Source organism: Duodenibacillus massiliensis (genome assembly GCF_928721995.1).
In the GTDB taxonomy this organism is placed as follows: domain Bacteria; phylum Pseudomonadota; class Gammaproteobacteria; order Burkholderiales; family Burkholderiaceae_F; genus Duodenibacillus; species Duodenibacillus massiliensis.
This window is the reverse complement of the sequence record NZ_OV788642.1, coordinates 136,732-161,744: the sequence shown is the minus strand read 5'-3', so window position 1 is coordinate 161,744 and position 25,013 is coordinate 136,732. Positions and strand designations below refer to the sequence as shown.

Below are 25,013 nucleotides of genomic sequence, written 5' to 3'. Positions count from 1 at the left end.
GTTTTTTTGAATATTTGCGGGAGAATTATCTTGGAATCCCTCAAGCCTCTGGTCCGGGTTATCGATGACGACGACGCGATGCGCCGTTCCTGGGCTTTTCTGATTGAAGGCGAAGGCTGGGACGTCGTGACCTACTCCGACGCCCTGGACTTTATTGCAAGCAACGATTTTCAGCGTCCCGGCTGCCTCGTTCTTGACGTGCGCATGCCCCGCATGAGCGGCCTGGAACTGCAGGACAAGATGCAGGAATTGGGCATTGATCTGCCCATCATCTTTATTTCCGGTCACGGCGACATTGATATGGCCGTGCGCACCCTCAAGCAGGGCGCATCGGACTTTCTGCAAAAGCCCGTTGACGATCAGCGGCTTCTCACCGCCATCGGCAATGCAGTCATGAAAAACCTCAATCACCGCCGCACCGAAATGGAGCTTTCCGACTTCCGTAAGTCGCTTGAGCAGCTCACGCAGCGTGAACGCGAAGTGATCCGCATGGTTGCGCAGGGCATGAGCAACAAGCAGGTTGCCGAAAACCTCGGCATCAGCGAAAAGACCGTACAGGTGCACCGCGGATCGGCTTACCGTAAGCTCGACCTCCATAACGCCGCGGAAATCGCACGGCTTTTGCTGCGCTCGGGCGATCCGCTTTAAGCTTTGCTCTCAGACAGGCTCCTTCTTTGGAGTCTGAAACAGGCAGTTTCCTTTCTTGGGGATTCTGCCTGCTTTTTTCTCTTTTGATTTCTGGCCCGCCGTTATGCCCGAAAATCTCCGCCACTCGCTTCTGCTTCTGATTACCGCCACCATCTGGGGTACCGGCTTTGTTGCTCAGGCGCTCGGCATGGAACACATCTCCCCCTTTGCCTTTACCTGGGGGCGCTCGGTGATCGGCGCGGCCTTTGTGTTTGCCATACTCCCGGTCTTTGACCGCCTGCGCGGCATGACTCCGGCCTCAACGAAAAACGTCTGGAAAGATAAAACACTCTGGATCGGGGGCTTTGCCTGCGGCACCATTCTCTTTATTTCCGAGTCGCTGCAGCAGTTCGGGCTTTTGGGAACGGAGGTCGGTAAGGCGAGTTTCATCACGAGCCTTTACATCGTCATTGTCCCGGTAATCGGCATTTTCATCGGGCGCCGCTCGAGCCTCAACATCTGGCTTGCGGTTATCCTGGCGGTTGCGGGCCTGTGGTTTCTCTGCATGAAACCGGAAACCGGGTTTACTCTGAGCCTCGGGGATTCGCTCGTTTTAGCCTGTGCCCTCTCTTTCAGTTTTCACATTCTCGTGATCGATCACTTTGCGCCTAAAACGGACGGCGTGAGGATGAGCTGCATTCAGTTTGCCGTGGGCGGCGTCTGGGGCTTTATTCTCATGATGTTCTTCGATCCGCCGACACTCAAGGACCTGTGGGATGCCGTCTGGATGCTCCTTTACGCCGGTATTTTGAGTAACGGCATTGCCTACACCCTGCAGATCGTGGGACAAAAGGGGCTCAACCCGACGGTGGCGTCCCTCATCATGAGTTTTGAAGCAGTCGTGGGGGTTCTGGCCGGGTGGCTCTTTATGAACCAGGCGCTCACCGGCCGCGAGCTCATCGGCTGCGCCGTGATGGCGGCGGCAATTGTCCTCGCGCAACTGCCTGCCAAGTGGTTCGGACGCTGAGTCAGTCGCCGTAAGGGCGGCAGAGCGTCAGAAGTTCTCCCGTGAGCTTTTCTTCAAGCGCAAAGCGGATCGTCATGGGGCGATTGCCGGTATGCGACAGGTACTTGACCTTCCCGAGGCACACATAGGGATCGGCAATTTTCCCCTCACCCTTAAATCCGCGGACAAACAGCACAATGTCGCTCGCCCGCTCGGCGTGGTGGATATAGCGCTCACCCGTGGGCGACGTATCCGTTGTTGAATTTTGGCTCTGCCACTGAAAGACGGTGTCGGTAAGCGCCAGATCCTCATAAAGCGTATTGGCGGTAAAGTGCTTTTCGCTTTTGTTGATCGTCACAAAAAAGACGTCAACCCGCTTTTCCGGAATCCAGAGTACGCCCGCCTGCAGGTTTTTCTGCTCCGGTTTCAGTGCCGCCAGAACCGCGCTTCGGTGATAGGTTCCGTGCACCTTAAGGTATGTTCCCGCCACACCGAGATCCTTCATTTCCCTGCGGCAGGATTCGGCTTTGACCGTGAGAAGCGTCCGGATCTCGTCGGTAAGCCACGCCACTTGCCGCAAGCTCTTTAGGCGTGCCGCAAGATAAGCGTTCCCGTCACAAGGCAATGCCTCATCCCAGATAAGCCGCACAAAAGCCCGCAGCGCGGAGTTTTCAAGTTCGTCAGCCGGAACGCCGGAATCGTCCGCAAGCAACCCAACGATGGTCTTACCCCAAACCGGATCCTCGGTTGTCGCAAGCCGCAGGAGGGCTTTGCCGAGTTTTGCCTGCGTGATCCCCTCCGGCAGCGGCCGGTTAATGTTCGAACCGCATGCCGCGTCCCAAAGCAGCCTAAACGAGGCAAACATATCGCACGCCCTGTCATAAAAGTCCGAAAGTGAGAGTTCAGCAAACCTGAGAAACGCCGCGAGGTCCGCGCTCCTGCCTTCTGCCATAAAGCTTTGCGCGAGATTGAGAAGTCCTTTTTTGCCGGTAAAGCACTGCCTGATATTTTCAAGCACCGTTTCTTTCGCGACGCGTTCCATCGTAACCGAGCACCCCGCGGGCAGCGCATCAAATCCGTTCATGATCTGCCGGACAACGCCCGTGTCGACCGTGCGTAAGAGTGCCCTGTAGCGCGACTCAAAACTGAAACGCCGGTTTCCTGCGGCAACAAAGTCAAGCACCGTGAGTACATCTTTCTGCGGGTACTTTCGCAAGCCCCGCCCCAACTGCTGGAGAAAGACCGTGAGGCTTTCCGTCGGACGCAGAAAAACCACCGTATTAATGCACGGAAAGTCCGCGCCTTCGCTTAAGACGTCAACCGTGCAGAGTATTTCCACCTCCCCTTTTTCGAGTCGCTCTTTGACGCGTTCCCGGTCGGCTGAGGGCGTTTCGGCAGTGACCGCCATCGCCTTATAGCCCTGCGCGGCAAGCATTCCTGTCACGTAGCGCGCGTGCTCCTGCGTGACGCAGAAGACGACGGCCCGCAGTTCCTCTTTTTCAGGCGCATAGGTTTCAAGCGCCGTAAAGAAGGCCTGCGTCCGGGCTTTGGAGCTGTCCCCTTGGGTATAGCGGTTTTCCAGAGCCTTAACATCAAAGTGCCCGCTTCGCCACGGGATGTCCGCGAGGCTCACGGGGTCCGTGAGCACAAAGTAGTTAAAGGGTACGAGGAGATTCTGTTCAATGGCTTCAGGAAGCCGGATTTCTGCCGCAATACGGCCGTCAAAGTAGCCGAGAATGCTGCGGCCGTCGGCGCGCTCGGGCGTGGCGGTAAGGCCCAGAAGAATTTTGGGCGTAAAGTACTCGAGCACCGTGTCGTAAGAGTCTGCAGCCGCATGGTGCGTTTCGTCCGCCACAACCATGTCAAAGTGGTCCCGGGCAAAGCCCGTGAGATTCACCGGATTTTTGAGTGTCTGCACCGAGGCAAAGACCGCGCGGTTGTCCGCGGGCTTTGCGTCTCCCGTCATCAGTGAGCCGAAATTGGCGTCCCGCAGGATGCTTCTGAAACAGGCCTGTGCCTGCAGCAGAATTTCTTTGCGGTGCGCAACAAAGAGAAGCTTGGGGCGGATGCCGTTTTTAATCTGCCGCTGATAGTCAAAGGCGGCAATCGCGGTTTTACCCGTACCGGTCGCGGCCACCACGAGGTTTCGTGTGTGGCCCGCGGAGCGCTCCGCGGCAAGCGCTTCAAGCACCGCGGCCTGATAGGGATAGGGCTCAAAACTCCCCCACGTCACGGGAGCTGCCGGATCTCTTTTCCCGCCACAGGCTTCGCGCTTTAAAGCCGTCCGCAGACGCTCATCGTCCCGCCCCGGGACAAACGTTTCAAAGCGCGCATCCGACCAGTAGGCTTCAAAGGTTGCGGCAGCTTTGGCGAAAATCTCAGGCGTTTCTTTGGCGGCAAGTTTAAGGTTCCATTCAAGGCCGCCCGTAAGCGCCGCCCCCGAGAGGTTGCTTGAGCCGATGTAGGCCGTGCTGAAACCAGTCTCACGGTGAAAAAGATAGGCCTTGGCATGGTGGCGCGTGCGGCTGCCGCTGTACTCGATGCGGATTTCGGCGTTCGGAAGTTTCGCGAGCATCTCCACGGCCTTGACTTCGGTAGCACCGATGTAGGTGGTCGTAATGACTCTGAGGCGGCCGCCCCGCTGCGTAAAAGCCTTGAGGTCATCGTAGAGGCGGCTTACCGCTGAAAAGCGGATAAAGGAAACAAGCCAGTCGATGCGGTCGGCAGAAGCAATCTCCCGCTTGATTTCGCTCGCAAGCGCCGGATCGGTTTTGGCCGTGCCCGTCAAAAGCGCGGTGTGCGCGACCGACGTCTGCGGGCGGGCTGCGGCGGCAGAGGTCATCTCCCGCACTTCGGTTAAAAGGCGGTCTTCTGCAACCGTGTCGGCGCATACGGGCGCTTCCCCGCTTTTCTTAGCCACAAAGTCCCGGGCCGTGCGGCTTAAGAGGTTCACAAGCGCCCGGGCTTCTTCGGCAGAGTCACAGTGCGTCAGGGCTTCCTTCACCGTACGGGCCGCATAGTCCGTGTAGATGCGGCTGCGTTCCGCAGGATCCACGGCCTGCGATTCGGCTGCGAGATGCCGCCCGGCAAGTCCCTGCAGTTGTTCGTTGACAGAACGAGTGAGAAGCGACTCGTACAAACCTTTTTTGAGCTCAGCCGGCATACGCACCCCGTTTTCAAAAAAACACACTGCCGGCAGCTTACCAGAAGCGCCCGGGTGCGGTCTGCTTTAGCGGAAAGCGCCAAAGAAAAACCGCCCCAAAGGGCGGTTGATACTGGCTCAGCGCAACTTACTCGGCGCTGCCGGGGAGCTTATCCTCAGCGTCAGGGAGGTAATTCTTATTGAGAACCTCAGCCTTATGCTTGGCGCGAAGCTGTCCGTAGTAGGCCGATTCATCGGCCCTCGAGAGCATCTGCTGCAGCTCGTTTCTTAAACCGGACAAAGCCGCTTCCGTCACTTCCGGCGTTTCGCTCTTTGTGATTTTCACGATGCGGTAAACGTTGCCGTCAGCCACACCCACGTAGGCGGGAAGCTTCGTGATATCGGCGCGCATCACGGCGTTCACAAGATTAATCGTGGCGTTACCCGGCGCACTGCGCGAAACAACCGTGGGGTTCACGAACTTTGCCTGTGCCATGTCGCCCTTTTCAAAAGCGGCAATGAGTTTACCGGCGGCTTCTCCCGCCTTTTCCAGTGCCTTTTGCTGCGTGAGCATTTCAATGATGCCGGCCTTGGCTTCATCAAAAGGCTTGATGTGGGCCGGACGGAAATTTACGACGCGCGCGGAAACAAGCTGGTTGTTGCCGACTTCAATGGCCTGTGTGTTGCGCTTTTCACGGGCCACTTCATCGCTGAAGATGCTCTCAAGCACATGGTCGTTAAAGAGTTTGGCAAGTGCGGGATCCGTCACCTTCTCAGGCGTCACGTTCTTCACCGTTTCAATCTTCATGCCGTACTTGTCAGCCACAGGCTGCAGGCTGTCGCTCTGCTCGTACACCATGTTGGTGAAGTTTTCGGCTTCCGTGCCGAACTTCTCCTGGGAGTGCTGTTCCTGATAAAGACGGACGATCTCGTCGCGCACTTCGGCAAGAGGCCGCACGTGCTGCCCCTTGATGTCCGTGACTTCAATGATGTGGAACCCGAAGTTGGTTTCAACCGGACCGACGATTTCACCCTTCTTCGCCTTATAAACGGCTTCTTCAAAGGCCGGAACCATCACACCCTTACCGAACCAGTTGAGGTCACCGCCGTCTTTGGCGCTGCCCGTGTCAGCCGAGTATTTCTTCGCAAGTTCCGCAAACTTCTTGGGATCGGCCTTGACTTCCTTCAGAATCTCTTCGGCCTTTTTCTTTGCGGCGTCCTTACCGTCCTTCAGATCAATGAGGATGTGCGAGGCACGGCGCTCTTCAGGGGCGTTAAAGCGGTTGCGGTTCTGAGCGTAGAACGTTTCAATGTCTTCCTTGGTGGGTTCTACATTCTTAAAGAGTTCCGGAGAGAACACAACGTACTCAACGTCGGCTTCATCGGGCATTGCAAATGCCTTCGGGTTCTTTGTCCAGTAGTCCTTGGCTTGGGCTTGCGTGACCGTCACGCCCTTTTTGTAGTCGTCGGCGTTAAAGGCCATCACTTCCATCGTGCGCTTTTCGGTAAGAAGCTTGTTGACTTCCTTCACAACGCTTTCAGGGGCACCCGCGGTACGCATGAAGGCCGCGGTGAGCAGCTGACGGGAGACGTCCTGACGGACGCGCTCGACAAAATACTGATCGGAATAGCCGGTGGACGCGAGGTAATTCTGATAGAGCTCAGCGGAAAATTTGCCGTTTTCCTGGAAAGCCGGATAGGTCTTGATGACTTCAATCGCGGTTTCTTCGGGAACCGACACAAATTCCTTGGCAACCTCCCCCATCAGAGACCGCTCATTCATGATGCTCTGCAGCACCGCCCAGCGGCCTTCGGCCGTATCAAGAAGGTTACTCTTAAAGTTTTCACCGAGTCTCTGGCGCAGATTGTCAAGCTGCTGGCGCTTGACTTCGTCATACTGCTGCGGCGTGATGGAGACGTCATCGACTTTGGCAATGGCGCCGTCGTCACTCATCATACGGTTGTAGGAATAAATACCCGTGACTACAAAGCTCGGAATCACAAGGATCATGGCGATAAACATCAGCCAGCGCTTGTGGTTGCGGAAAAGCTCAAGAAGCATTGTGTGCCCTTTAACGCGGTGAAAATTACAAACGTGTGAGTTTATCGCGTTTTGCCGCTCTTTTGCCTATGCCGCAAGGCTTTGCGCCGCGTAAACAATCGTCAGAAAATGATTCTTGTTGCTCCGTGCCGTATTACGGGCCGGTGCCTCAAGAGGAAAGACATCTGTTTTTTCCGCAAAAACAGATATCTGCACCTGAGACCACTCGTTTTTGCGTCAGCACCGGTTGCAAAACACACGCCCTTCTGTATAATTCGGCGCTTCCCGCAGAGGGAACCGTAAGCGGATGCACGCACGACGGAGTGGTAGTTCAGTTGGTTAGAATATCGGCCTGTCACGTCGAGGGTCGCGGGTTCGAGTCCCGTCCACTCCGCCACACCTCTCCTTACAGAGAGGTATCCTGTCAGTTCATTCGCGGTTCACTCAAACGGAAACGGAGTGGTAGTTCAGTTGGTTAGAATATCGGCCTGTCACGTCGAGGGTCGCGGGTTCGAGTCCCGTCCACTCCGCCAGAATTCAATCCCGTTGATCGTTCGGTCAGCGGGATTTTCTTTTTCCGCCGGATCTGCCGGGCCATTGCGCCTTTCGATTTCCGGTCGTGACGTCATTATCCCCCAGCCCGCCGCTGTCCTTCTCAATCTCTTTTCGCTTTGAAACCGCGCTTTTTAAGGCCACAAAAGAGCACTGTTTTCTCGGGACTATTTCTTTTCGTGCATATTTTTATTGGCTTTTCGGGGCTTTTCTTGCATATCTTTATGCGCTTTTTTCGGTGCTGCATGGTTTTTTTATAAAACGCGGTCTCATCTGACGCATTTGATCTGCCCTTCTCCGTAATTTGGGCCGGCATCGGCCTTTTCCCTCAAAACAGAACGACGCAAAATCAATGTGTTAAGCGGCATTTTCAGAATTTTTATGCAATTCTTGTATTTTTAATATATGATTACGCCACTTCGTCAAGGCACTGATGCACTCACCCGGTGCCCCACTGCAAAATTCACTTATCAGGAGATACATCCATGCTGACCGCTCGTCAGATTGAACTCGTCAAGGCTACCGTTCCGGTTCTTCGTGAACACGGTGTTGCGCTCACCTCACACTTTTATAAGCGCATGCTTACCGGCAACCCCGAACTGAAGAACCTCTTTAACCAGGTGCATCAGGCCCGCGGTCATCAGCAGAAGGCTCTCGCAGGTGCCGTTCTTGCCTACGCCGAACACATCGAAAACCCGGCCGTTCTTCTTCCCGCGGTTAAACACATTGCCACCAAGCACTGCACGATCGGCATCCGTGCCGAGCACTACCCGATCGTCGGCAAGCACCTTCTGGCTTCCATCAAGGAAGTGCTGGGTGACGCCGCCAGCGATGAACTCATCGAAGCCTGGGGCGCTGCCTACGGTCAGCTTGCCGACCTTCTGATCGGCGTTGAAGGCGGCATCTACAAGGAACAGGCCAACGAAGAAGGCGGCTGGTCCGGCTGGCGTCCCTTCGTCGTCACCAAGCGCGTTGAAGAAACGCCGAACGTGGTGAGCTTTACGCTCACGCCCGCTGACGGCGGCAATGTTCCCGCTTACAAGCCCGGTCAGTTCGTGTCCGTGCGTGCGTACCTGCCGGACGTGAAGTTCGTGCAGCCGCGCCAGTACTCGCTCTCTCGTGCGCCGCTTAACAACAATGAACTCCGGATTTCCGTGAAGCGCGCTGATGCCCACGGCGACATCCCCGCCGGTCTCATGAGCAACCACCTGCACGCCAACCTCAAGGTGGGCAGCACGATCGACGTCTCCGCTCCCACGGGTGAATTCTTCCTTGCCGAAGGCACCAACCCGGTCGTCCTTGTTGCGGGCGGCATCGGCATTACGCCCTTGTTTGCCATGCTTGAAACGATTGCTGAAAAGACGCCTCAGCGTCCCGTCACGATGGTTCAGGTTGCGCACGACAACGCAGACCTGCCGCTTGCTGCTGAAGTGCGCGCTGAGTGCGGTAAGCTCGCCAATCTGAAGGCTGCGGTCTATCTCACCCGCGCCCAGGCCTGCGACAAGACCTGCGGCTGCCCCTTCGTGAACTACGGCAAGCGCCCGAGTGCTGCTGACATCAAGGCTCTCGCCCCGACGGCTGACTCCGACGTCTACATCTGCGGCCCGATGAAGTTCATGGACGACATGCGCACCGCGTTTGTGGAAGCCGGCGTGCCTGCCGAAAAGATCCACACCGAAGCCTTCGGCACGGGTAACCAGAGCTAAGGCGGGCAGAAGCCGGACAGGGTAAACTCTGTTCCGACACAGTCCTTCGGGAGTCTTTCTCACGGCGGGAAAGACTCCCGAAATGTCTTAATCACCGACATTTTTTCATTCCATGCAGCTTAAGCGCTTTACCGACCTCTCCTTGAGAATGCTCATGCATCTCGCGCACACCGCCAAACCGGGCGAACCCGTGCCCGTGCCTGTGCTGGCTGAAACCCTGCAGTGGAATCCCAACCTTGTCATTAAGGCCGCTCACTTTATGGTGAAAAGCGGGTGGCTTACGGCAATACGCGGCAGAAACGGCGGACTAATCCTTGCCCGTGCTGCCGACACCTACCCGATCGGCGACGTTGTAAGGATCCTGGAAGGCGCAGAAGACGTCATTGACTGCAGCAAGCCCGCCTGCCCCTTTCTCGGAAACTGCGCCCTGGCGCCGGCCCTGAGGCTCGCACAAACCGCCTTTTACGAGAAACTCAACGAATTTACCCTCAAAGACCTCGTCGTCCGTAAAGAAGGCGTCATTCCCGTTTTCCAGGTTGCGGCGTAAAGACGAGGTTCTGCTGCGGGCATTCCCCCGGCCCGAGCCGGTGAATTGTCAGAATTTGTATACGGACTGAACGCTCACAGGGGCCGGCGGGCGTGTTGTTCTCTGATCTGACGCAAAAAAAGCCTTTCTCCTTCCATCGGATGATCCCTCATCCTTCGGATCTGACCGGCCTTCACACGGCCGCACCGCCGATATACTCAGCGAGATTTTTGATTAAAGAGGATGCCGGCGATGGACCGACGCTCACTTCTCACCTTTGCAGCAGCACTTTCGCTGCCCTTTGTTTCCCCCGTTTCAAGCGCAAAAGACGCCGTGCGTCTGGTTGTCCCCTTCCCCGCCGGGGGCGGCGGCGACACGCTCGCGCGCTCGGTGACGACGGCCCTGGCAGCTGCCCTTAAAACCTCACTTTGGGTTGACAACCGGCCCGGGGCCGGCGGCACGGTGGGTACGCGCCACGTCGCGCAGGACAAAAAAGACGGCAGCGTCGTGGGTTACGTCACAAACGGCATCCTCTGCGTGAATTCCCTTCTGTACCCGAACCTCAAGTTTGATCCTGCAAAGGAACTTATCCCCGTCGGACGCATCTCTGAAATCGGGATGGTCGCGGTCCTTAACCCCCGGGCAATTGCCGGCGTCACTGACCTTAAGAGCCTTCTTGCCTACGCCAAAGCCCATCCCGGCACGGTGAACTTTGCTTCTTCCGGCGTCGGAACCTCAAGCCACCTTGCGGGACTTCTTTTTGCCGAAAAAGCCGGCATCCGGCTCACCCATATCCCCTACCGCGGGGGTGCTGCCGCCATGACGGACGTTTTATCCGGCCGCATACCGCTCATGATTGACGTGGCCCCGAACGTACTCGGGCACGTGCGCGCAGGGACCCTAAAGGCCTTGGGTGCCTCTACGAAGGCGCGCCTTGCGGCTGCGCCCGAGATTCCGACATTGATCGAAGAAGGGCTTGCGGGCTTTGAAATTTCAGCCTGGGACGGGCTGGTGCTTCCGGCCGGCACCCCGTGGTCTGTTGTGGAGCGCATCTCAAAAGCGCTTCAGTCGGCATTGGCTGATCCCGCCGTGCAGCAGTCGCTTGCGAAAAAAGGCGCTGAAGTGCGCCCGGGGACGCCCCAGGACTTCTTTAACTTCATTGAAAGCGAAAGCCCCAAGTGGGCGGCGCTAGTGAAAGCCGTGAAGGCCGAAGAAAGCCAGAAATAGTCAGGCAAGAAGCCTTGCGGCCAAAGCCCGGATCGCGCGGCGGTCGGGCTTACCCGACCCCGTTTCCGGAATTTCATCGACCCTCACAATCACCTTCGGGTTCCAGTAACGGGGAAGCTTTGCCTTCGCGGCTTCCATGAGATCCTTCTCATCAAAGCTGCCGGCCACCAGAAGCACCACCTTCTCCGCGGTCTTTTCGTCCGGCACCGAAGTGACGGCAATCGGCGCATTGATGATGTCCCTTAAAAGCGTCTCCGCCGTTTCAATCTGCACCTTGATGCCGCCCGTGTTGATGACGTTGTCGAGCCGCCCCAAAATCCGGAAGGAACCGTCAGCCAGGATTTCCGCAAGATCGTTTGTCACAAGGCGCCCGGCGGCAATCCCGGGCGCATCAATCGTCAGTGCCCCGTTTTCAGCCAAAGAGACCGTGACGCCGGGAAGCGGCATGTAGCTCTCGGCAGCCTTTTCACCCGAAAGGCGCCTCAAGGCAATATGCGAAACCGTTTCCGTCATCCCGTAGGTTGACCACACGGCGTTGGGAAAGTCCGCTACCGCTGCGGCAAGCGTGGGGCTTACGGCGCTCCCGCCTAAAAGGATATGCCGGGTGCCTTTAAGGAGCTCCGGCTCGTCGGGATCAGCCAGGGCTGCCGTTGCCTGCATGGGTGTCATGGCGGTAAAGACCGGAGGTTCTCTGAGGCCCTTCATGGGAGTGAGCGACGGCGTGTTCCAGATGAGATCGAGCCCCTGCGTCATCGCCCGCACAACCATCATCTTGCCGCCCACGTATTTCACCGGCATACAGAGATAGGCCGTATCCCCCTCATTCAGCCCCAGAAAGGCGCAGGTGCGCGCGGCGCTCTCCGCCATCGCTTTCTTACTCAGTTTTAACTGCTTCGGAGTCCCCGTTGAGCCCGAAGTCTGCCCGTGCACCCAGTCCTTGGCGTCAAGCCACTCGCGCATAAAGTCGGCGAGATCAGCGCTAAAGCCGCCTTCGTCCCGCATTGCTTCAATACGAGAAGGCAATTCGGAACGCGTTACGGCTTTACCCCTTAACCGAAAGGCAGGATGAACGGGCATCACAACGGAATTCCTCTGAGGCTTAATTACGGGATCTTCGGATACTGCTTGAAGTTAGGCGGCCGCTTTTCTAGGAACGCCTTGCCGCCTTCCTGAGCTTCGTCGGTCATGTAGTAAAGCATCGTCGCGTCGCCCGCCAATTCCTGAATACCGGCCTGACCGTCAAGTTCCGCATTAAGCCCCGCCTTAATAAGGCGCAGCGCAATGGGACTCAGTTTTTGCATCTCTTGTGCCCAGGCAACCGTTTCGTCTTCAAGCTGCTCCAGGGGCACGACCTTATTGACAAGCCCCATTTCGAGGGCTTCTTTGGCCGAATACTGCCGGCACAGGAACCAGATTTCGCGGGCCTTCTTCTGCCCCACGACGCGCGCGAGGTAGGAGGACCCGAAGCCCGCGTCAAAGCTTCCCACGCGCGGCCCGGTCTGCCCGAAACGGGCATTTTCCGAAGCAATCGTGAGGTCGCAGACGACGTGCAGCACGTGGCCGCCGCCGATGGCGTAGCCGTTAACCATGGCAATCACGGGCTTCGGAAGGCTTCGGATCTGCTTTTGAACGTCAAGCACGGAAAGGCGCGGCACGCCCTTCTCGTCGATATAGCCGCCGCGGCCCTTGACATGCATGTCGCCGCCGGCACAAAAGGCAATGTCGCCCGCGCCCGTGAGAACCACGACATTGATGTCCGGGCACTCACGGCAGTAGTAAAGCGCGTCGCTCATCTCCGCCGTTGTCGTGGGCGTAAAGGCGTTGCGGTAGCGCTCACGGTTAATCGTGATGCGGGCAATGCCCTCATAAAAGTCAAAGAGGATTTCCTTGTAATCCTTGATTTTCTTCCATTCGCGTTTCACGGGTCTTCCCCTCTTTAAGAGCGCTTTTTAACAATCTGGTTCACAACGCGGGCCGTTGAAATAAGTCGCCCGCGCGTATCGGTAATGTCCACGTTCCAGAGATGAGTCACCCGACCTTTCTGCAGCAGTGTGGCGACCGCGCGCACGGCGCCCCCTTCGGGGACCGAGGCAATGTGGTGGGCATCGACTTCAATACCGAGCGGTATTTCGTCGGGCGCTAGCAACCCCATTGAGCCGTAACCTGCGAGCGTTTCCGCAAGCGCCAAAGACGCCCCGCCGTTAAGTACGCCGAAGGGCTGGCAGACCTTACTGGTGACCGCAAGGCTTGCGGCAACCGTGGTTTCCCCGGCTTTGCGGGGCTCAAAGGCAATGCCGAGAAGCTCACTCATAAAGAGCTTTTTTTCGGGCTCAGTGTCTGTGGAATGTGTCATGACGGATTCCCTGTCGGTTACCGAAAACGGTACCGTTTTTGTGGCGCAGAGATTTTAGCGGGAAGCGCTGTCATGTAGCGTATAGATCTGATACAGAAGTGCGTTAAAAAAAGATGCCGTCTGTCTGATAAAAAGAGACACAGCAGCTGCAGTAAAAACTAACGCTGTGCGTCAGGGGTGTGTGTAGATTTTTGTGTCTAGCGCGGGTTTACGGTTGAGCTTGTTGGCTCGCTAACAGGGGTATTTAACCCCGGGTACTTCGGGGCTGTCAAGCCCCAATTTTTCTATCAGTGGTAATGCGATGATTCAGGGTACGACGGTGGCATGGGAGGGCTGCATGGCCGCCCCCATGGGGGGCGGCCATGCAGCGGCGCGCCGCTACCGGAAAAAATCGCAGTTTCGTCTCCTTAAGTTGTAACACTGCAACTGCTGTGCTGAAACACTGTTTCAGTACTCCGCGGCAATTAAGCCTGCCCAGCGGCAAATCGCTCACCGTACATGGCAGCAAACACCGGCATGGCTTCACTCCAAGCACGAACAGGCAGCTTCCATTTTTCCATAATGCGCTGAAGTGCCAAGTAAATCAGCTTCTTGGCGGATTCTTCATGCGCAAACATGGTTCGAGTTTTGATTACCTTCCGAACGCCACGGTTGAGAGCCTCAATACTGTTGGTCGTATACAACAACTTCCGAATCGACCGGGGAAAGTTGAAGAAGGGTATCACCTGTGCCCAGGCAGAGCGCCAACTCGGCGCTACATACGGGTAACGTTTGCCCATAGAGCTATTTTCAAAGGCCACCAAGGCCGCCAACGCTTCTTCGGGGGTATTGGCCTGGTAAATGGGCTTTAAGCCGGCCATTACAGCCTTTCGATCCTTGTGGCTGACAAAGGCTGTAGAGGCACGGATGAGATGGACAATGCAGGTTTGATGTTGCGCCTGGGGAAATACGGCTTCAATGGCCTGCGTCATACCCTTGAGGCCGTCTGTGACGGCGATCAGGATGTCCTCTACGCCACGGTTTTTCAATTCCGTAAATACCGACGTCCAGAAAGCCGCGCCTTCGTTTTCATGAACCCACATGCCGAGCACAGCGCGTCGGCCGTCACAACGTACGCCGAGAGCCAAATGAACCGCCATCTTCTTGATGACGCCGTCCTTACGGATATTGATGCGCAAAGCGTCAAAGAACACCACCGGGTAGACCGAATCCAACGGACGGCTTTGCCATTGCCGTACGTCGTCATTTACCTTTTCCGTCACGGTGCTGATGAATTCGGCACTCACTTCAACGTGGTACTGACTTCTGATGAACTCAGAGATTTCACGGGTAGACAATCCACGTCCATATAAATCGATGATGGCGTCATCGAAGTCATTGAAATGCCGTGAGTGCTTGGGTACCAGGCGGGGAACATAAGTCCCCTTGCGATCGCGGGGAATCTGGATTTCTAAATCGCCTTTATTGCAGTGAAGCGTTTTCTTGCTGTACCCATTGCGTTTGTTTTCAACGCGCTCAGCCGACGATTCATCTTCGTTGAGATTTTCGTCTTCCTGTGTCAAATGGTGCTGCAGTTCCCCTTGCAGGGCGGCGTTGATGAAGCGTTGGGCTACGATCTTCATCGCTTCGTTGAAATGAGCCTGCGTTAAGGCCGTTAAGCCGCCGGCTTCCATCAGTTGCTCTACGGCATCGTTCAGAATGGCCTGCTGCTGGTCGGTAAATTTTACGGTGTCGTTTATTTTGGGTGTACGGTGTGCCACGGTGATTCCTTTCGCGCCCTACGGGAGCGCTGTTATCGCCTGGACACAAAAAATCTTACATCCTTGCGCGGTCCGTACGCCGTCGTCCTGCGTTCCTCCAATAAAAAAACGCCGAAGCTTGACTCGCTCGGCGCCGTAACGGACTGTCCCAATGTTTGAGAAAGGGGGTGTCCCAATGTTCGATATACACCGTCCCAATGTGTGTGAAATTCCACCTGAATCCGTCAATCCTCGGCCGAGATGAGCCAGAGGCTTCCTGTGAGGAATCTCCGCAAATGGAGCTTCCATTCGGAAAAGTAGGCCCCTAAAACCGAAAATTCGAGTTTTCTCTTTTAAATCAACAAACTATTTTTTGATGCACAAATCCGTTTTGGACAGTAGTGTTTTTTCTACAGAGTTTGCCCTAAAAAGCGATCGGCACAGCGGCTGTTTTCCTCGGAACGCCCTGCGCCGTTTTTTCAAAGTGTTGTTTTTGGGACATACTTTCATAGTTTCAGGACAGTTTCCGGAAGTCCCTGTATTCAGGGGATTCCGAAGCGGATGCTGAAATGTTGCTCCGAGCGTGTTGAAAATCAGTGCACTCATTCTTTGACAACCCCCTCGGGGGGGGGTATGTTTGGTGCATATTGGAATTACTGTCAAATCTCGGACGGAGTTCTGTATTACACCGACCTCCGTCCGACGGAAAATGAGGTCCACTCTATGAATAAGACATTCAAGATCGTGTTCAATAAGGCTCGCGGGGCGCTGATGGTCGCCAACGAGATCACGGGGTCGGTGCAGCGTTCTGGAAAAAACAAAGTTGCTCTTTGCATCGCCGTAGCAGGATTGCTTAGTTCGTCCGTTACCTTTGCAACCACCGATAGTCCGTCTGTCGTTTGGGATTCCACCAACACGCCCCAAGGCAATTCGTTTATTTTTGATCGCCCCGAACTTCCCCGTAACACGATTCCTATCGGCATGCAAATTAAATCTGACGCTCAAGGAACTATTTACAACACTGAGCTTTCTCTCAAAGCCAACAACGATACCCATCCGTATCCGGCTGCTGTTCGAGCCCTGTATCAATTCGGCACCAATAGCAATGCCACGTTCGCAGGTGATTTCACTCATATCTACCTTGAAACCAACCACACTGGCACGGGCAACTCGGAAGCTTCAGCCTTTATAAATGGCAAGTTTGCAATCGCGTTAGAGGCCTATGGGGACAAAGACCATGATGCGATCATTAATTTCAACGGTGATTCAGTAACTTTAAATGTTGAATCGTCTGTAGATCGCATTGATACAGGAGCCACCGACGCTAATCGCCGTACCGCAGTTGTTGGAGCCCTTGCAACTTACGGAGAGATCAATAGCAATGCCAAAGTATTTAATGTCACTGTTAAATCTTTAGGAGAAACATTGGCCCCTGCGGATCAAGAACTTTCTACCGACGGCAAAAACTACACAACCACAGCCCCTGAAGGAAAAGTTGGGGCCGCGGATGCCATAGGACTTGAAGCCGGCGGTGGGCAAATCAATGTTCGAAACACCACCAACATTGATGTGTCGGCAATTGGGGGCACTGCAACTGGTTTGGCTGCTTATGACTCTTATTACACCAGCACCACAGGGATCGTAGATCTGGATGGGGCGGGCATTATCCTTGAGAATGCCAATATTGATGTTAAATCTGAAAAGGCTAGTGCTACAGGCCTTTTGGGCACGCAAACGGTATCCGACGGAGTTCTAATTAATATCAAAGGCAATCTGAACCTTAATGTTTCTTCAAACCAAGGTAATGCCTATGGCGTAAACCTTGATGGCGGACGCTCTATCATTGGATCACCGGGAAAAGATGTCACCATCAACGTCTCCTCGCCTTCTGTATCGTCCAGAAACGTGTGGGTTCACAATAATGGTATTCTTTCCTTCGGACAAAAAGACGGCAGAGTCAACAGTGTCTCTCTAAACAACGTTGGCACTGGAGACTCTGATCCCTACTTTATTGGCCGTGTAGATACGGGCTCTACTTTAAACATTTTTGCCAACTCTTATACCCAAACAGGTTCAGGACACGGTCTTTATGTTGTAGGCGACAAGGCCACCCTGAACATTGATGTTGATTCCTTTATTTCCTCCTCGGCCTATACTGCAATTCATACTCGTGAAGCCGCCAGTGCAGTAGCCAATGTCAATGCAAAACTCTTCCAAGCTACAGCAACCGGTGACGACGCAGGCGTTGCTCTGCTGCAGTTTAATGAAGGCTCGACCATTAACGTAACCGCCGATGATGTTTCGTTGACAGGCACCAAAAAATTAGGGGGCGGCGTCCTGGGTACGGGAACTTGGGGTGCTGTCAATTTGACTGCTAACAACTCCATGGTACTGAACGGCAACATTAACGGTGTCTATGGTGCTGTAGATAACAACGGCAAGATAGCCGCGTTTAACATCAAGGCGAAAACCCTGAGTCTGAACGGTGATATCAATGTCGGCAGTCTGAACGAAAGCAAAGAATCCACCAAAACCAATGGTGCCGTCAGCAATTTCTCCCGTAATACCCATGTTTCTGTTACCGCAGAGAATGCCGCTATCACCGGCAACATCAACGTTTGGGGCAATGCGGGACAATACAATAACGCCAACGACAGCAATATCGTAAACCTTGAACTGGGGGATGGCTCCGTTATATCCGGTGACGTTTCAATCATCGGTAAAGGCGACGAGACCAACCAAGTCGAAATTACTGCCACCGGAAAGAAAAAAGACCTCTCCTTCAACGGCAACATTTCGGCCGCTAACAACGGAAAACTTATTCTGAACGGCGGAACATACAAAGTAGATTCGCTCACTCTCGATAATGCTAAATTGTCGCTGACAGCAGGTACTCTTCAGACTTCCTTCGAACAGCTGACAGGCAAGGCTTTTGGCACTGATTCAGCACAGGTCAAAAGCGCTATTTCAGCGGCCAAAGGTTCTGTTTTTGCGATTACAGACGATGGCACATATACCAAAACTTGGTTAGATAGTCTTCAGAGTGGCACGTTAGCTACCATCAGTATGCTTAACGCCAATCTGCAGGCCACTGAAAACGATTCAAATCTCTCCATAACTCGTGACCTCGCTACTGCCGCACTTACTGGTTTTGACACCATTAGCATCGGTGACGGTGCTACTTTGACGTTGCAAGGGAAAGATAAAACCTCATCGCTTTCATCCATTGAGCTAACTACGGGCACATCTCTGAAAGTAATCAATGAGAGTAAGTTGATTGTTGATAAATTGTCGGGAATCGGCAACATTACTGTTGGCGAAAACGATGGGAACGGGGCTTCGATGTCTATCCAGACTCTGTCTATGACCGGCGGTTCCATTTTTGTAGATCCTACTTACGGCGAATCTTCTGTAACCATTGGCAACCTTGATAACAAAACTCTCAGAACTCATGTTACTGCTGGTAACGGAGCGCTTGTCGTCTTTGGTACAGATGTTTCTTCCGCACAAAACGCTGTATCCAAACTTGACGGCTTTGATTCTGTTGAATCCTTGGTCTATGTTGGAATCCCCATGGCACTCAGCGACACAGGCAGTATCGTGATTGATCCAAACAGTCACCATGCTGTAACAACCGACGTCGCTAAGAGCGTTATCGTCAAGTCCAACGGGGCTCTTGTCATCGATCAAGCTACTATCGGCGACAATGCTGTGTTTGAAGGTGCCTCTACCATTTTGTTTGACGGTGGCAAACTCGGCATCACAAACGCCACCGTTGGCACTATCACGCTGACCGATGCAGCAGGAACTGTTGTTAACGGCATTACGACGGCCACCACCGACAACCCCTTCGTCGAAGCTGCAGTTAACGGCAACACCGTCGTCAACACCATGTCCGCCGAAGGCGGGCTCGGTGCCCTCGCGTCCACCGGTATCCAGGCGATGACCCGCCGTGCGGATACGGTGCTCGCTCAGACGATCGCCGACCGTACGTCCGTGGATCAGGAACTTGCTGCCGGCACGAACCTCTGGGTTGACGTCACGGGCGAACGCTACGAAGCCGACAAGCTCGACAACGGCGGCGAATTCAAGTCCGACATGGGTTACGGTGCGTTCGGTGCTGATTTTGCGGTAACGCAGGACATCACCGCGGGTGCCGCGTTCCAGTACGGCAAGGGTTCGTTGAGAAGCGGCGTCTCTTCGATCAAGAACAGCATCGACAGCTACGGCGTCACCGCGTACGGCGCGATGAAGTTCGGTGACTCGAAGGTCGTTGCGGAAGCCTCCTACATCAAGAACGAAAACGACGTCACGTCGTCTCAGACGGCTTTGAACCAGAGCGTTGACTCGGAAATCTACTCCGTGGGCGTGCGCGGTCAGCATCGCTTCACGGCCGGCAACTTCCAGTTCGTGCCGAGCGTGGGCGTGCGTGTGTCGCGCTTGAACACGGATGCAATGCAGGTGGGCGCCGTCAACATCAAAAAGCAGGAACAGACGCTCGTTCAGGTGCCGATCGCGCTGCGTGTGAACGGCTTTGAACAGAACGTCAGCGGCTGGTCCGTGGCCCCGAGCTTCAAGGTTGCCTATGTGCCGACGTTCGGCGACAAGGAAATCTCTGTTTTCGGCGCCGATCAGACGGTGATTGACACGAGCCCGGTGCAGGGTGACTTCGGCATCCGTGCTCAGAACGGCAACCTGATGGTGAACGCCAACATGATGCTGGGCGGCGGCAAGGACGGCACCTCGTCCGTCGGCGGCAAGGTGGGCTTGAAGTATGTCTTCTAACCCCCTGACGTTTCGCTAAACATCCCTGACAGCGGGCGGAGGATTCATTTCTCCGCCCGCTGTCTGTGTGCGCTCGGCATGAGCGCGTTCTAACGGGTGAAAGTCCCGAGTGCAGGGGGTAGCACCAAGCACATAGCCAAGAGCAAGGATGTCCGCCGCGAGGCAGGATCTGAAGGAAGCTGGAGGCAAACCACTGACCTGACGTACAGAAACAGCATAAGGCATTCGAAGATGGGTAAGTCTGCACAACAAGATGAAGCCCGAAGCTACACGGAAAGAATAATTGGGGTTTGACAGCCCCGAAGTACCTGGGGTTAAATACCACTGTTAGCGAGCCAACAAGCTCAACCGTAAACCCGCGCTAGACACAAAAATCTACACACACCCCTGACGCAGCGTTAGTTTTTACTGCAGCTGCTGTGTCTCTTTTTATCAGACAGACGGCATCTTTTTTTAACGCACTTCTGTATCTGCTATTGACGCCCTTTTGCATCATTTTTAAGCGCACGTGCGTATCAGCTTTTAACGCCCATTTACCGTCAGAACTGACACAGTTAACGCACCAACTGTGTCAATTCCTCACGCTCCATAACAGTTGTCAAGGATTCCTTGACAACTGAGCCGGACGGAAAGAAGTACCCAACCAAGCACTACAACCTTGATGCAGTAATCGCTGTCGGCTACTGCATCAACAGCAAGCCGTCCTTTATTGCCTTATTGAACACAGAGGACAGCGCCATGAATTCTTTGAGTACCGTTCCTCGCGATATGAGGCCCTTGAACTTGCATGAAGGTGATCTCAGACGGACTTCAATGCAGTCGTTGATGTCCTTGACCGTGATGTCGGAAATCATCTTTTGCGCAATAGGCGTCTTCAGAATACGGTTGATGCGGTAAGTTTCTTCCCGTTGTCCCTTTTTATTCCGGGTGACCTTGTCACGGTACTCAATCAGAAGATCGCCCAAAGAAATATGAGAACTTTTCTCTTCAGGGCTGAGTTCAAGCGCTGCAGCAAATTTTTTAGCTTCCGTTTTTGTGGGAAACGTTTTTTGCTTTTTACTGCTGCCGGAATACCACAGAACCCGTTATGTACCGTATTGAGTTGTTGAAACTGACGGCATTAATGCTCTCCTGTACAAGGTATGACGGAGCAGCGCATCTGCCAATCCAGCGCCACTATTACCGCCACTAAAACGCCACTAACTTGTACGGATTATGCCGTTCTATGCCGATTCAGATAAAGAAAAACCTCGACAAATCAATGTATGCCGAGGTATGCCGATGGCTTGTGGTGGATGCTGAGAGTCTCGAACTCCCGACCTACGCCGTGTAAAGGCGCCGCTCTACCAACTGAGCTAAGCATCCCTGCCGCGCTCAGACAAATCTGAGTGCGGTTAAGCAGTGAAGCTTGTTAGTTTACAGCATCCTTGAGGCTCTTGCCAGGACGGAACTTCGGGGCCTTGGAAGCAGCGATCTTAATCGTGGCGCCGGTCTGAGGATTACGGCCGGTGCGGGCAGCACGCTTGGAGATCGTGAAGGTACCGAAACCGACGAGGGTGACGTCCTTGCCCTTCTTAAGGGAGGTGGTCACGGCTTCAACGAAAGCGTCGACAGCTTCAGCAGCCTTGGCCTTGGAAAGATCCGCCTGGGTGGCGATAAATTCAACGAGTTCAGTCTTGTTCATTTCAGACTTCCTTGGTTATGCCTGTGCCGTTTGCTATGTACCGGCACAGACGGGTTAACTGATGCATTGCCTTATGCATGCGGGGCATTTTACAACACGCAAAATCAATAAAGTCAAGCCCTGCAGGGTTTTGAAGCGATTTCGTGCTGATTTAGTCACGATTGTGTCAATTCTTTGACAGAACGCAGGCGCAGATAAGGTTTTTGCCGGAAATCCGTGGCTTTTTGGGCATTTCTGAGGCAGGAGAAATCTGAGAAATGAGCTGCCCGCCGGTGCGTTTTGCGGCCTCACACAAATTTCTGCGAAAAGAGGCACTCACAGAATTTCCCGCATTCCTCCCGGGGCTCGAGCCCCGGGAGGAATGCGGGCTTTCGAAATTTTTTAATCTTGGAGCAAACGCAGCCAACCCATGCACATAGTTTTCGCTTAAGGTATATTCAGCCGCTATGAAATCGCGCACACCGTCCTTTGTCATCGAGCTGGGCCTGAAAACCGAAGAGGATCAGGAAAGTGCACTGGAGACCTACTTCTCCGATGCACGCCAGCTCTTCAATGCTGTTCTTGGAACGGCAAAGAAACGCGTGCGCGCCATGAAAAGCACTGAAGCATGAAAGCTCACGGCCGCGATGCCCAAGGGCAAAGACCGCAACAAGCGGTTTAAGGAAATTCAGAAGTCCGCCCGGCTTTCCGAGTATGCCCTGCATGATGTCGTGAAAGAGCACCGTGCCAAGGGCGGCTTTACAAAGCGCATCGGCATCAACGAAGCGCAGAAAATTGCCACACGTGTCTGGCAGGGCATTGAGCGCCGGCTGCTTCATCAGGGAGGTCAGCCGCGGTTTAAGAGTGCTAAACGGGGCTTGCACAGCGTTGAGGGAAAATCAAACAAAACAGGGTTGCGTCGGAAGGCTAAGACGTGGACGCTCGAGGTTCTGGATCTGGTGATAAAGGCTTAAGCCCCCAACGGCGATGACGCCGCTCAGTTCTGACGCCAGAGTAAAGAAAAGGGCTGAAGCCCGATAAAAAGCTTCAGCCCGTTCGTCTCAGAGCATAAAAGGCTTAATGTGCCGTTGCCTGAGTGCCCGACACGGCATTGCTGCCCGCGGCGGGAATCGGCGCCGCAGTCGCCGCTTTTTCAGCCGAATCGGTCTTTAAGGGCTCGGGCTTACGCACAAGCGCCTCTTCGAGAACCTGATCAATCCAGCGCACAGGCACGATTTCCATGCCGGTCTTGACGTTATCCGGAATCTCGGCAAGGTCCTTGACGTTGGTTTCAGGAATCAGCACCTTCTTGATACCGCCGCGTAAAGCCGCGAGGAGTTTTTCCTTTAAGCCGCCGATCTCAAGGATTTCACCCCTGAGGGTGATTTCCCCGGTCATTGCAACGTCCGGACGCACCGGAATGTTGGTCATCGCGGAAACGATTGCCGTGCAGATTGCGGCACCCGCGCTGGGCCCGTCCTTGGGCGTAGCACCCTCAGGGAAGTGAATATGCCAGTCGGTGTTGGCAAAAGCGGAATTTTCAATACCGAGCTTGGCGGCACGCGCACGAACAACGCTGCGCGCGGCTTCCACGCTTTCCTTCATCACGTCGCCCAAAGAGCCCGTGCGCTGCACAACGCCCTTACCCGGGAAGACCACGGCTTCCACGGTAAGGATGTCGCCGCCCACTTCGGTCCAGGCCAGCCCATTGACCTGCCCCACCTGGGGTTCTTTCTGCGCTACGCCGTAGGTGTACTTTCTGACACCCAAAAAGTCGCTCAGGTTCTTCGCGTCCACCGTGATTTCACTGGTGTTCTTGTCACCTTTTTCGGCATTCATGTGCACGACCTTACGGAAGATCTTGCCGATGCTGCGCTCGAGCCCGCGCACGCCCGCCTCACGGGTGTAGTAGCGGATGATGTCGCGGATCGCGTCGGCCTTCACCGTCACTTCGTGGGGCTTGACGCCGTTCATCTTCATCTGCTTAGGAACGAGATGTTCTTCGGCGATGTGCATCTTCTCGTCTTCGGTGTAACCGGAGAGATTGATCACTTCCATACGGTCAAGAAGCGCCGGCGGAATGTCGTAGCTGTTGCTGGTGGCCACAAACATGACGTCCGACAAATCAAAGTCCAGATCGAGGTAGTGATCCTGGAAGGTGCGGTTTTGTTCCGGATCGAGCACTTCAAGCAACGCCGCCGCAGGGTCACCGCGGTAGTCGCGCCCGAGCTTGTCGATTTCATCCAGCAGGAACAAGGGATTCCTCACCCCCGCCTTTGTGATCGACTGAATCACTTTACCCGGCATGGACCCGATGTAGGTGCGGCGGTGACCGCGGATTTCGCTTTCATCGTGCACGCCGCCTAAGGCCATGCGAACAAACTTGCGACCCGTGGCGCGGGCAATGGATTCGCCGAGGCTGGTCTTACCGACGCCGGGACCGCCCACCAGGCACAGAATCGGGCTTTTCACCTTATCGACGCGCTTTTGCACGGCAAGGTACTCGAGAATGCGTTCCTTCACCTTCTCAAGCCCCCAGTGATCGGCGTCCAGGATCTTTGCGGCCTTCTTAAGGTCCGTGCTCACGCGGCTCTTTTTCTTCCAGGGAAGCTCCACGAGCGTATCGAGGTAGCCGCGGATGACGGTCGCTTCCGCGCTCATGGGCTGCATCATCCGGAGCTTACGCAGTTCAGCCTGCGCCTTTTCCTGAGCCTCCTTGGGCATGCCGCATTCGGCAATCTTCTTTTTGTAATTGGCGATATCGTCGCCGTCAGCCGCTTCCTCGCCTCCGAGCTCCTTTTGAATCGCCTTCATCTGCTCGTTGAGGTAGTAGTTGCGCTGGCTCTTGTCCATCTGCTGCTTCACGCGACCGTGAATGCGCTTTTCAACGGCAAGGATGTCCACTTCCCCGGCAATGAGCCCCAAAAGATTATTGAGGCGCTTTCGCACGGAAAGCTCTTCAAGCTGCTTTTGCTTGTTTTCAAGGGAAACCGGCAATTGAGCCGCAACGGCGTCGGCGAGGCTCTCGGCGTCTTTGAGGGCCTTCACGCCCGCGATCACCTCGTCGGTGATCTTTTTGCTTTCCTTGGCGTAACTCACAAACTGCGTTTCCACCGCACGCCGCAGGGCTTCGGTTTCCGTCCCTTCAATGTCGGTGGAGTCAAGGCGCGTCGCCTTACAGGTCATCTCAGGCGACTTATCGTCGATGTCGCTGAGTTTCACGCGCCCGTGCGCTTCCACAAGCACCTTTAAGGTGCCGTCGGGAAGGCGCAGCATCTGCATGAGTGTGGCAAGGGTCCCCACGTCATAGACGTCCGAAGCCTTCGGATCATCCATCTTGGGATCGCGCTGCGTGACAAGCACAATGCGCTTGTCACCTTTCATCGCATTCTGCACCGCACGCACCGTCTTGGGGCGCGCAATAAACAGGGGCAGCATCATGCGCGGAAAAATCACAAGGTCACGGATCGGAAGGACCGGCGCGACAACCACGCCCGGGACTTCACCCGCATTGTTCTCTTTTTCTGTCATGTAATTAATCTCAAAAAACTGAGCGTCTAAAGTTTCAGTAATGGGCTATGTTGGGGCTCAAAGCCCCGATTTCAAGGGGGAAAAAACTTCCCCGCCGATACCTATGGACTATAAA

General features: G+C 54.9%; 17 protein-coding genes and 3 tRNA genes. 10 read left to right on the top strand and 10 right to left on the bottom strand.

The window, feature by feature from the left end; translation table 11 throughout:
• The first annotated feature begins 30 nt into the window (after positions 1-30).
• Both NXF97_RS00710 and NXF97_RS00705 read left to right on the top strand, forming a co-directional pair.
• Positions 31-648, top strand: coding sequence for a response regulator transcription factor (locus NXF97_RS00710; protein ID WP_022372842.1), 618 nt, complete (start codon positions 31-33; stop codon positions 646-648).
• 103 nt (positions 649-751) lie between these two features.
• Positions 752-1,654, top strand: coding sequence for a DMT family transporter (locus NXF97_RS00705; RefSeq protein WP_274956076.1), 903 nt, complete (start codon positions 752-754; stop codon positions 1,652-1,654).
• A 1-nt stretch (position 1,655) separates the two neighbouring features.
• Here NXF97_RS00705 and NXF97_RS00700 read toward each other — a convergent pair whose 3' ends face one another.
• A complete protein-coding gene (locus NXF97_RS00700; RefSeq protein WP_274956075.1) occupies positions 1,656-4,796 on the bottom strand; it encodes a DUF3427 domain-containing protein in 3,141 nt (1,046 codons plus the stop codon).
• A 127-nt stretch (positions 4,797-4,923) separates the two neighbouring features.
• Complete coding sequence (locus tag NXF97_RS00695; RefSeq protein ID WP_274956074.1) at positions 4,924-6,837, bottom strand: SurA N-terminal domain-containing protein; 1,914 nt, start codon at positions 6,835-6,837, stop codon at positions 4,924-4,926.
• A gap of 299 nt (positions 6,838-7,136) precedes the next feature.
• Here NXF97_RS00695 and NXF97_RS00690 point away from each other — a divergent pair.
• The 5 genes from NXF97_RS00690 to NXF97_RS00670 all read left to right on the top strand — a co-directional run bounded on the left by NXF97_RS00690 (position 7,137) and on the right by NXF97_RS00670 (position 10,827).
• Positions 7,137-7,213 (top strand) — tRNA-Asp (locus tag NXF97_RS00690).
• A gap of 59 nt (positions 7,214-7,272) precedes the next feature.
• Positions 7,273-7,349 (top strand) — tRNA-Asp (locus NXF97_RS00685).
• 504 nt (positions 7,350-7,853) lie between these two features.
• The gene (gene hmpA, locus NXF97_RS00680; RefSeq protein ID WP_274956073.1) at positions 7,854-9,074 is read left to right on the top strand and encodes an NO-inducible flavohemoprotein; all 1,221 of its coding nucleotides are present in this window, start codon (positions 7,854-7,856) and stop codon (positions 9,072-9,074) included.
• 112 nt (positions 9,075-9,186) lie between these two features.
• Complete coding sequence (locus NXF97_RS00675; protein WP_022373519.1) at positions 9,187-9,621, top strand: RrF2 family transcriptional regulator; 435 nt, start codon at positions 9,187-9,189, stop codon at positions 9,619-9,621.
• A 231-nt stretch (positions 9,622-9,852) separates the two neighbouring features.
• Entirely contained in the window at positions 9,853-10,827 is a 975-nt protein-coding gene (locus NXF97_RS00670) for a Bug family tripartite tricarboxylate transporter substrate binding protein (RefSeq protein WP_274956072.1), read from the top strand.
• Here NXF97_RS00670 and NXF97_RS00665 read toward each other — a convergent pair whose 3' ends face one another.
• The 4 genes from NXF97_RS00665 to NXF97_RS00650 form a co-directional block, all read right to left on the bottom strand.
• A complete protein-coding gene (locus NXF97_RS00665) occupies positions 10,828-11,904 on the bottom strand; it encodes an AMP-binding protein (protein WP_274956071.1) in 1,077 nt (358 codons plus the stop codon).
• Positions 11,905-11,930: 26 nt separating this feature from the next.
• Positions 11,931-12,749: a 1,4-dihydroxy-2-naphthoyl-CoA synthase gene (menB, locus tag NXF97_RS00660; protein ID WP_022373522.1), complete on the bottom strand. Its 819-nt coding sequence runs from the start codon at positions 12,747-12,749 to the stop codon at positions 11,931-11,933.
• A 14-nt stretch (positions 12,750-12,763) separates the two neighbouring features.
• A complete protein-coding gene (locus tag NXF97_RS00655) occupies positions 12,764-13,180 on the bottom strand; it encodes a PaaI family thioesterase (RefSeq protein WP_074009420.1) in 417 nt (138 codons plus the stop codon).
• A gap of 464 nt (positions 13,181-13,644) precedes the next feature.
• Complete coding sequence (locus tag NXF97_RS00650) at positions 13,645-14,853, bottom strand: IS256 family transposase (RefSeq protein WP_423767309.1); 1,209 nt, start codon at positions 14,851-14,853, stop codon at positions 13,645-13,647.
• 789 nt (positions 14,854-15,642) lie between these two features.
• Here NXF97_RS00650 and NXF97_RS00645 point away from each other — a divergent pair.
• A complete protein-coding gene (locus tag NXF97_RS00645; RefSeq protein ID WP_274956069.1) occupies positions 15,643-19,704 on the top strand; it encodes an autotransporter domain-containing protein in 4,062 nt (1,353 codons plus the stop codon).
• A 680-nt stretch (positions 19,705-20,384) separates the two neighbouring features.
• Here NXF97_RS00645 and NXF97_RS00640 read toward each other — a convergent pair.
• The 3 genes from NXF97_RS00640 to NXF97_RS00630 form a co-directional block, all read right to left on the bottom strand.
• A complete protein-coding gene (locus NXF97_RS00640) occupies positions 20,385-20,669 on the bottom strand; it encodes a hypothetical protein (RefSeq protein WP_274956068.1) in 285 nt (94 codons plus the stop codon).
• A 324-nt stretch (positions 20,670-20,993) separates the two neighbouring features.
• Positions 20,994-21,069, bottom strand: a tRNA-Val gene (locus NXF97_RS00635).
• A 46-nt stretch (positions 21,070-21,115) separates the two neighbouring features.
• A complete protein-coding gene (locus NXF97_RS00630; protein ID WP_022372406.1) occupies positions 21,116-21,388 on the bottom strand; it encodes an HU family DNA-binding protein in 273 nt (90 codons plus the stop codon).
• 446 nt (positions 21,389-21,834) lie between these two features.
• Here NXF97_RS00630 and NXF97_RS00625 point away from each other — a divergent pair, with 446 nt between their 5' ends.
• Both NXF97_RS00625 and NXF97_RS00620 read left to right on the top strand, forming a co-directional pair.
• Complete coding sequence (locus tag NXF97_RS00625) at positions 21,835-21,999, top strand: hypothetical protein (protein WP_274956067.1); 165 nt, start codon at positions 21,835-21,837, stop codon at positions 21,997-21,999.
• A gap of 15 nt (positions 22,000-22,014) precedes the next feature.
• Positions 22,015-22,341, top strand: a complete 327-nt coding sequence (locus NXF97_RS00620; protein WP_274956066.1) for a hypothetical protein — start codon at positions 22,015-22,017, stop codon at positions 22,339-22,341.
• A 103-nt stretch (positions 22,342-22,444) separates the two neighbouring features.
• Here the strand turns inward: NXF97_RS00620 and lon are convergent, their stop codons facing one another.
• A complete protein-coding gene (lon, locus tag NXF97_RS00615; protein WP_274956065.1) occupies positions 22,445-24,898 on the bottom strand; it encodes an endopeptidase La in 2,454 nt (817 codons plus the stop codon).
• Positions 24,899-25,013 lie beyond the last annotated feature (115 nt).

Coding starts and splice junctions, on each gene's coding strand:
- NXF97_RS00645 (WP_274956069.1), top strand. CDS start 15,643: ATGAATAAGACATTCAAGATCGTGTTCAATAAGGCTCGCGGGGCGCTG.
- NXF97_RS00695 (WP_274956074.1), bottom strand. CDS start 6,837: ATGCTTCTTGAGCTTTTCCGCAACCACAAGCGCTGGCTGATGTTTATC.
- NXF97_RS00705 (WP_274956076.1), top strand. CDS start 752: ATGCCCGAAAATCTCCGCCACTCGCTTCTGCTTCTGATTACCGCCACC.
- NXF97_RS00675 (WP_022373519.1), top strand. CDS start 9,187: ATGCAGCTTAAGCGCTTTACCGACCTCTCCTTGAGAATGCTCATGCAT.
- NXF97_RS00650 (WP_423767309.1), bottom strand. CDS start 14,853: ATGGAAGCCGGCGGCTTAACGGCCTTAACGCAGGCTCATTTCAACGAA.
- NXF97_RS00665 (WP_274956071.1), bottom strand. CDS start 11,904: ATGCCCGTTCATCCTGCCTTTCGGTTAAGGGGTAAAGCCGTAACGCGT.
- NXF97_RS00670 (WP_274956072.1), top strand. CDS start 9,853: ATGGACCGACGCTCACTTCTCACCTTTGCAGCAGCACTTTCGCTGCCC.
- lon (WP_274956065.1), bottom strand. CDS start 24,898: ATGACAGAAAAAGAGAACAATGCGGGTGAAGTCCCGGGCGTGGTTGTC.
- hmpA (WP_274956073.1), top strand. CDS start 7,854: ATGCTGACCGCTCGTCAGATTGAACTCGTCAAGGCTACCGTTCCGGTT.
- NXF97_RS00630 (WP_022372406.1), bottom strand. CDS start 21,388: ATGAACAAGACTGAACTCGTTGAATTTATCGCCACCCAGGCGGATCTT.
- NXF97_RS00700 (WP_274956075.1), bottom strand. CDS start 4,796: ATGCCGGCTGAGCTCAAAAAAGGTTTGTACGAGTCGCTTCTCACTCGT.
- NXF97_RS00625 (WP_274956067.1), top strand. CDS start 21,835: ATGAAATCGCGCACACCGTCCTTTGTCATCGAGCTGGGCCTGAAAACC.
- NXF97_RS00655 (WP_074009420.1), bottom strand. CDS start 13,180: ATGACACATTCCACAGACACTGAGCCCGAAAAAAAGCTCTTTATGAGT.
- NXF97_RS00620 (WP_274956066.1), top strand. CDS start 22,015: ATGCCCAAGGGCAAAGACCGCAACAAGCGGTTTAAGGAAATTCAGAAG.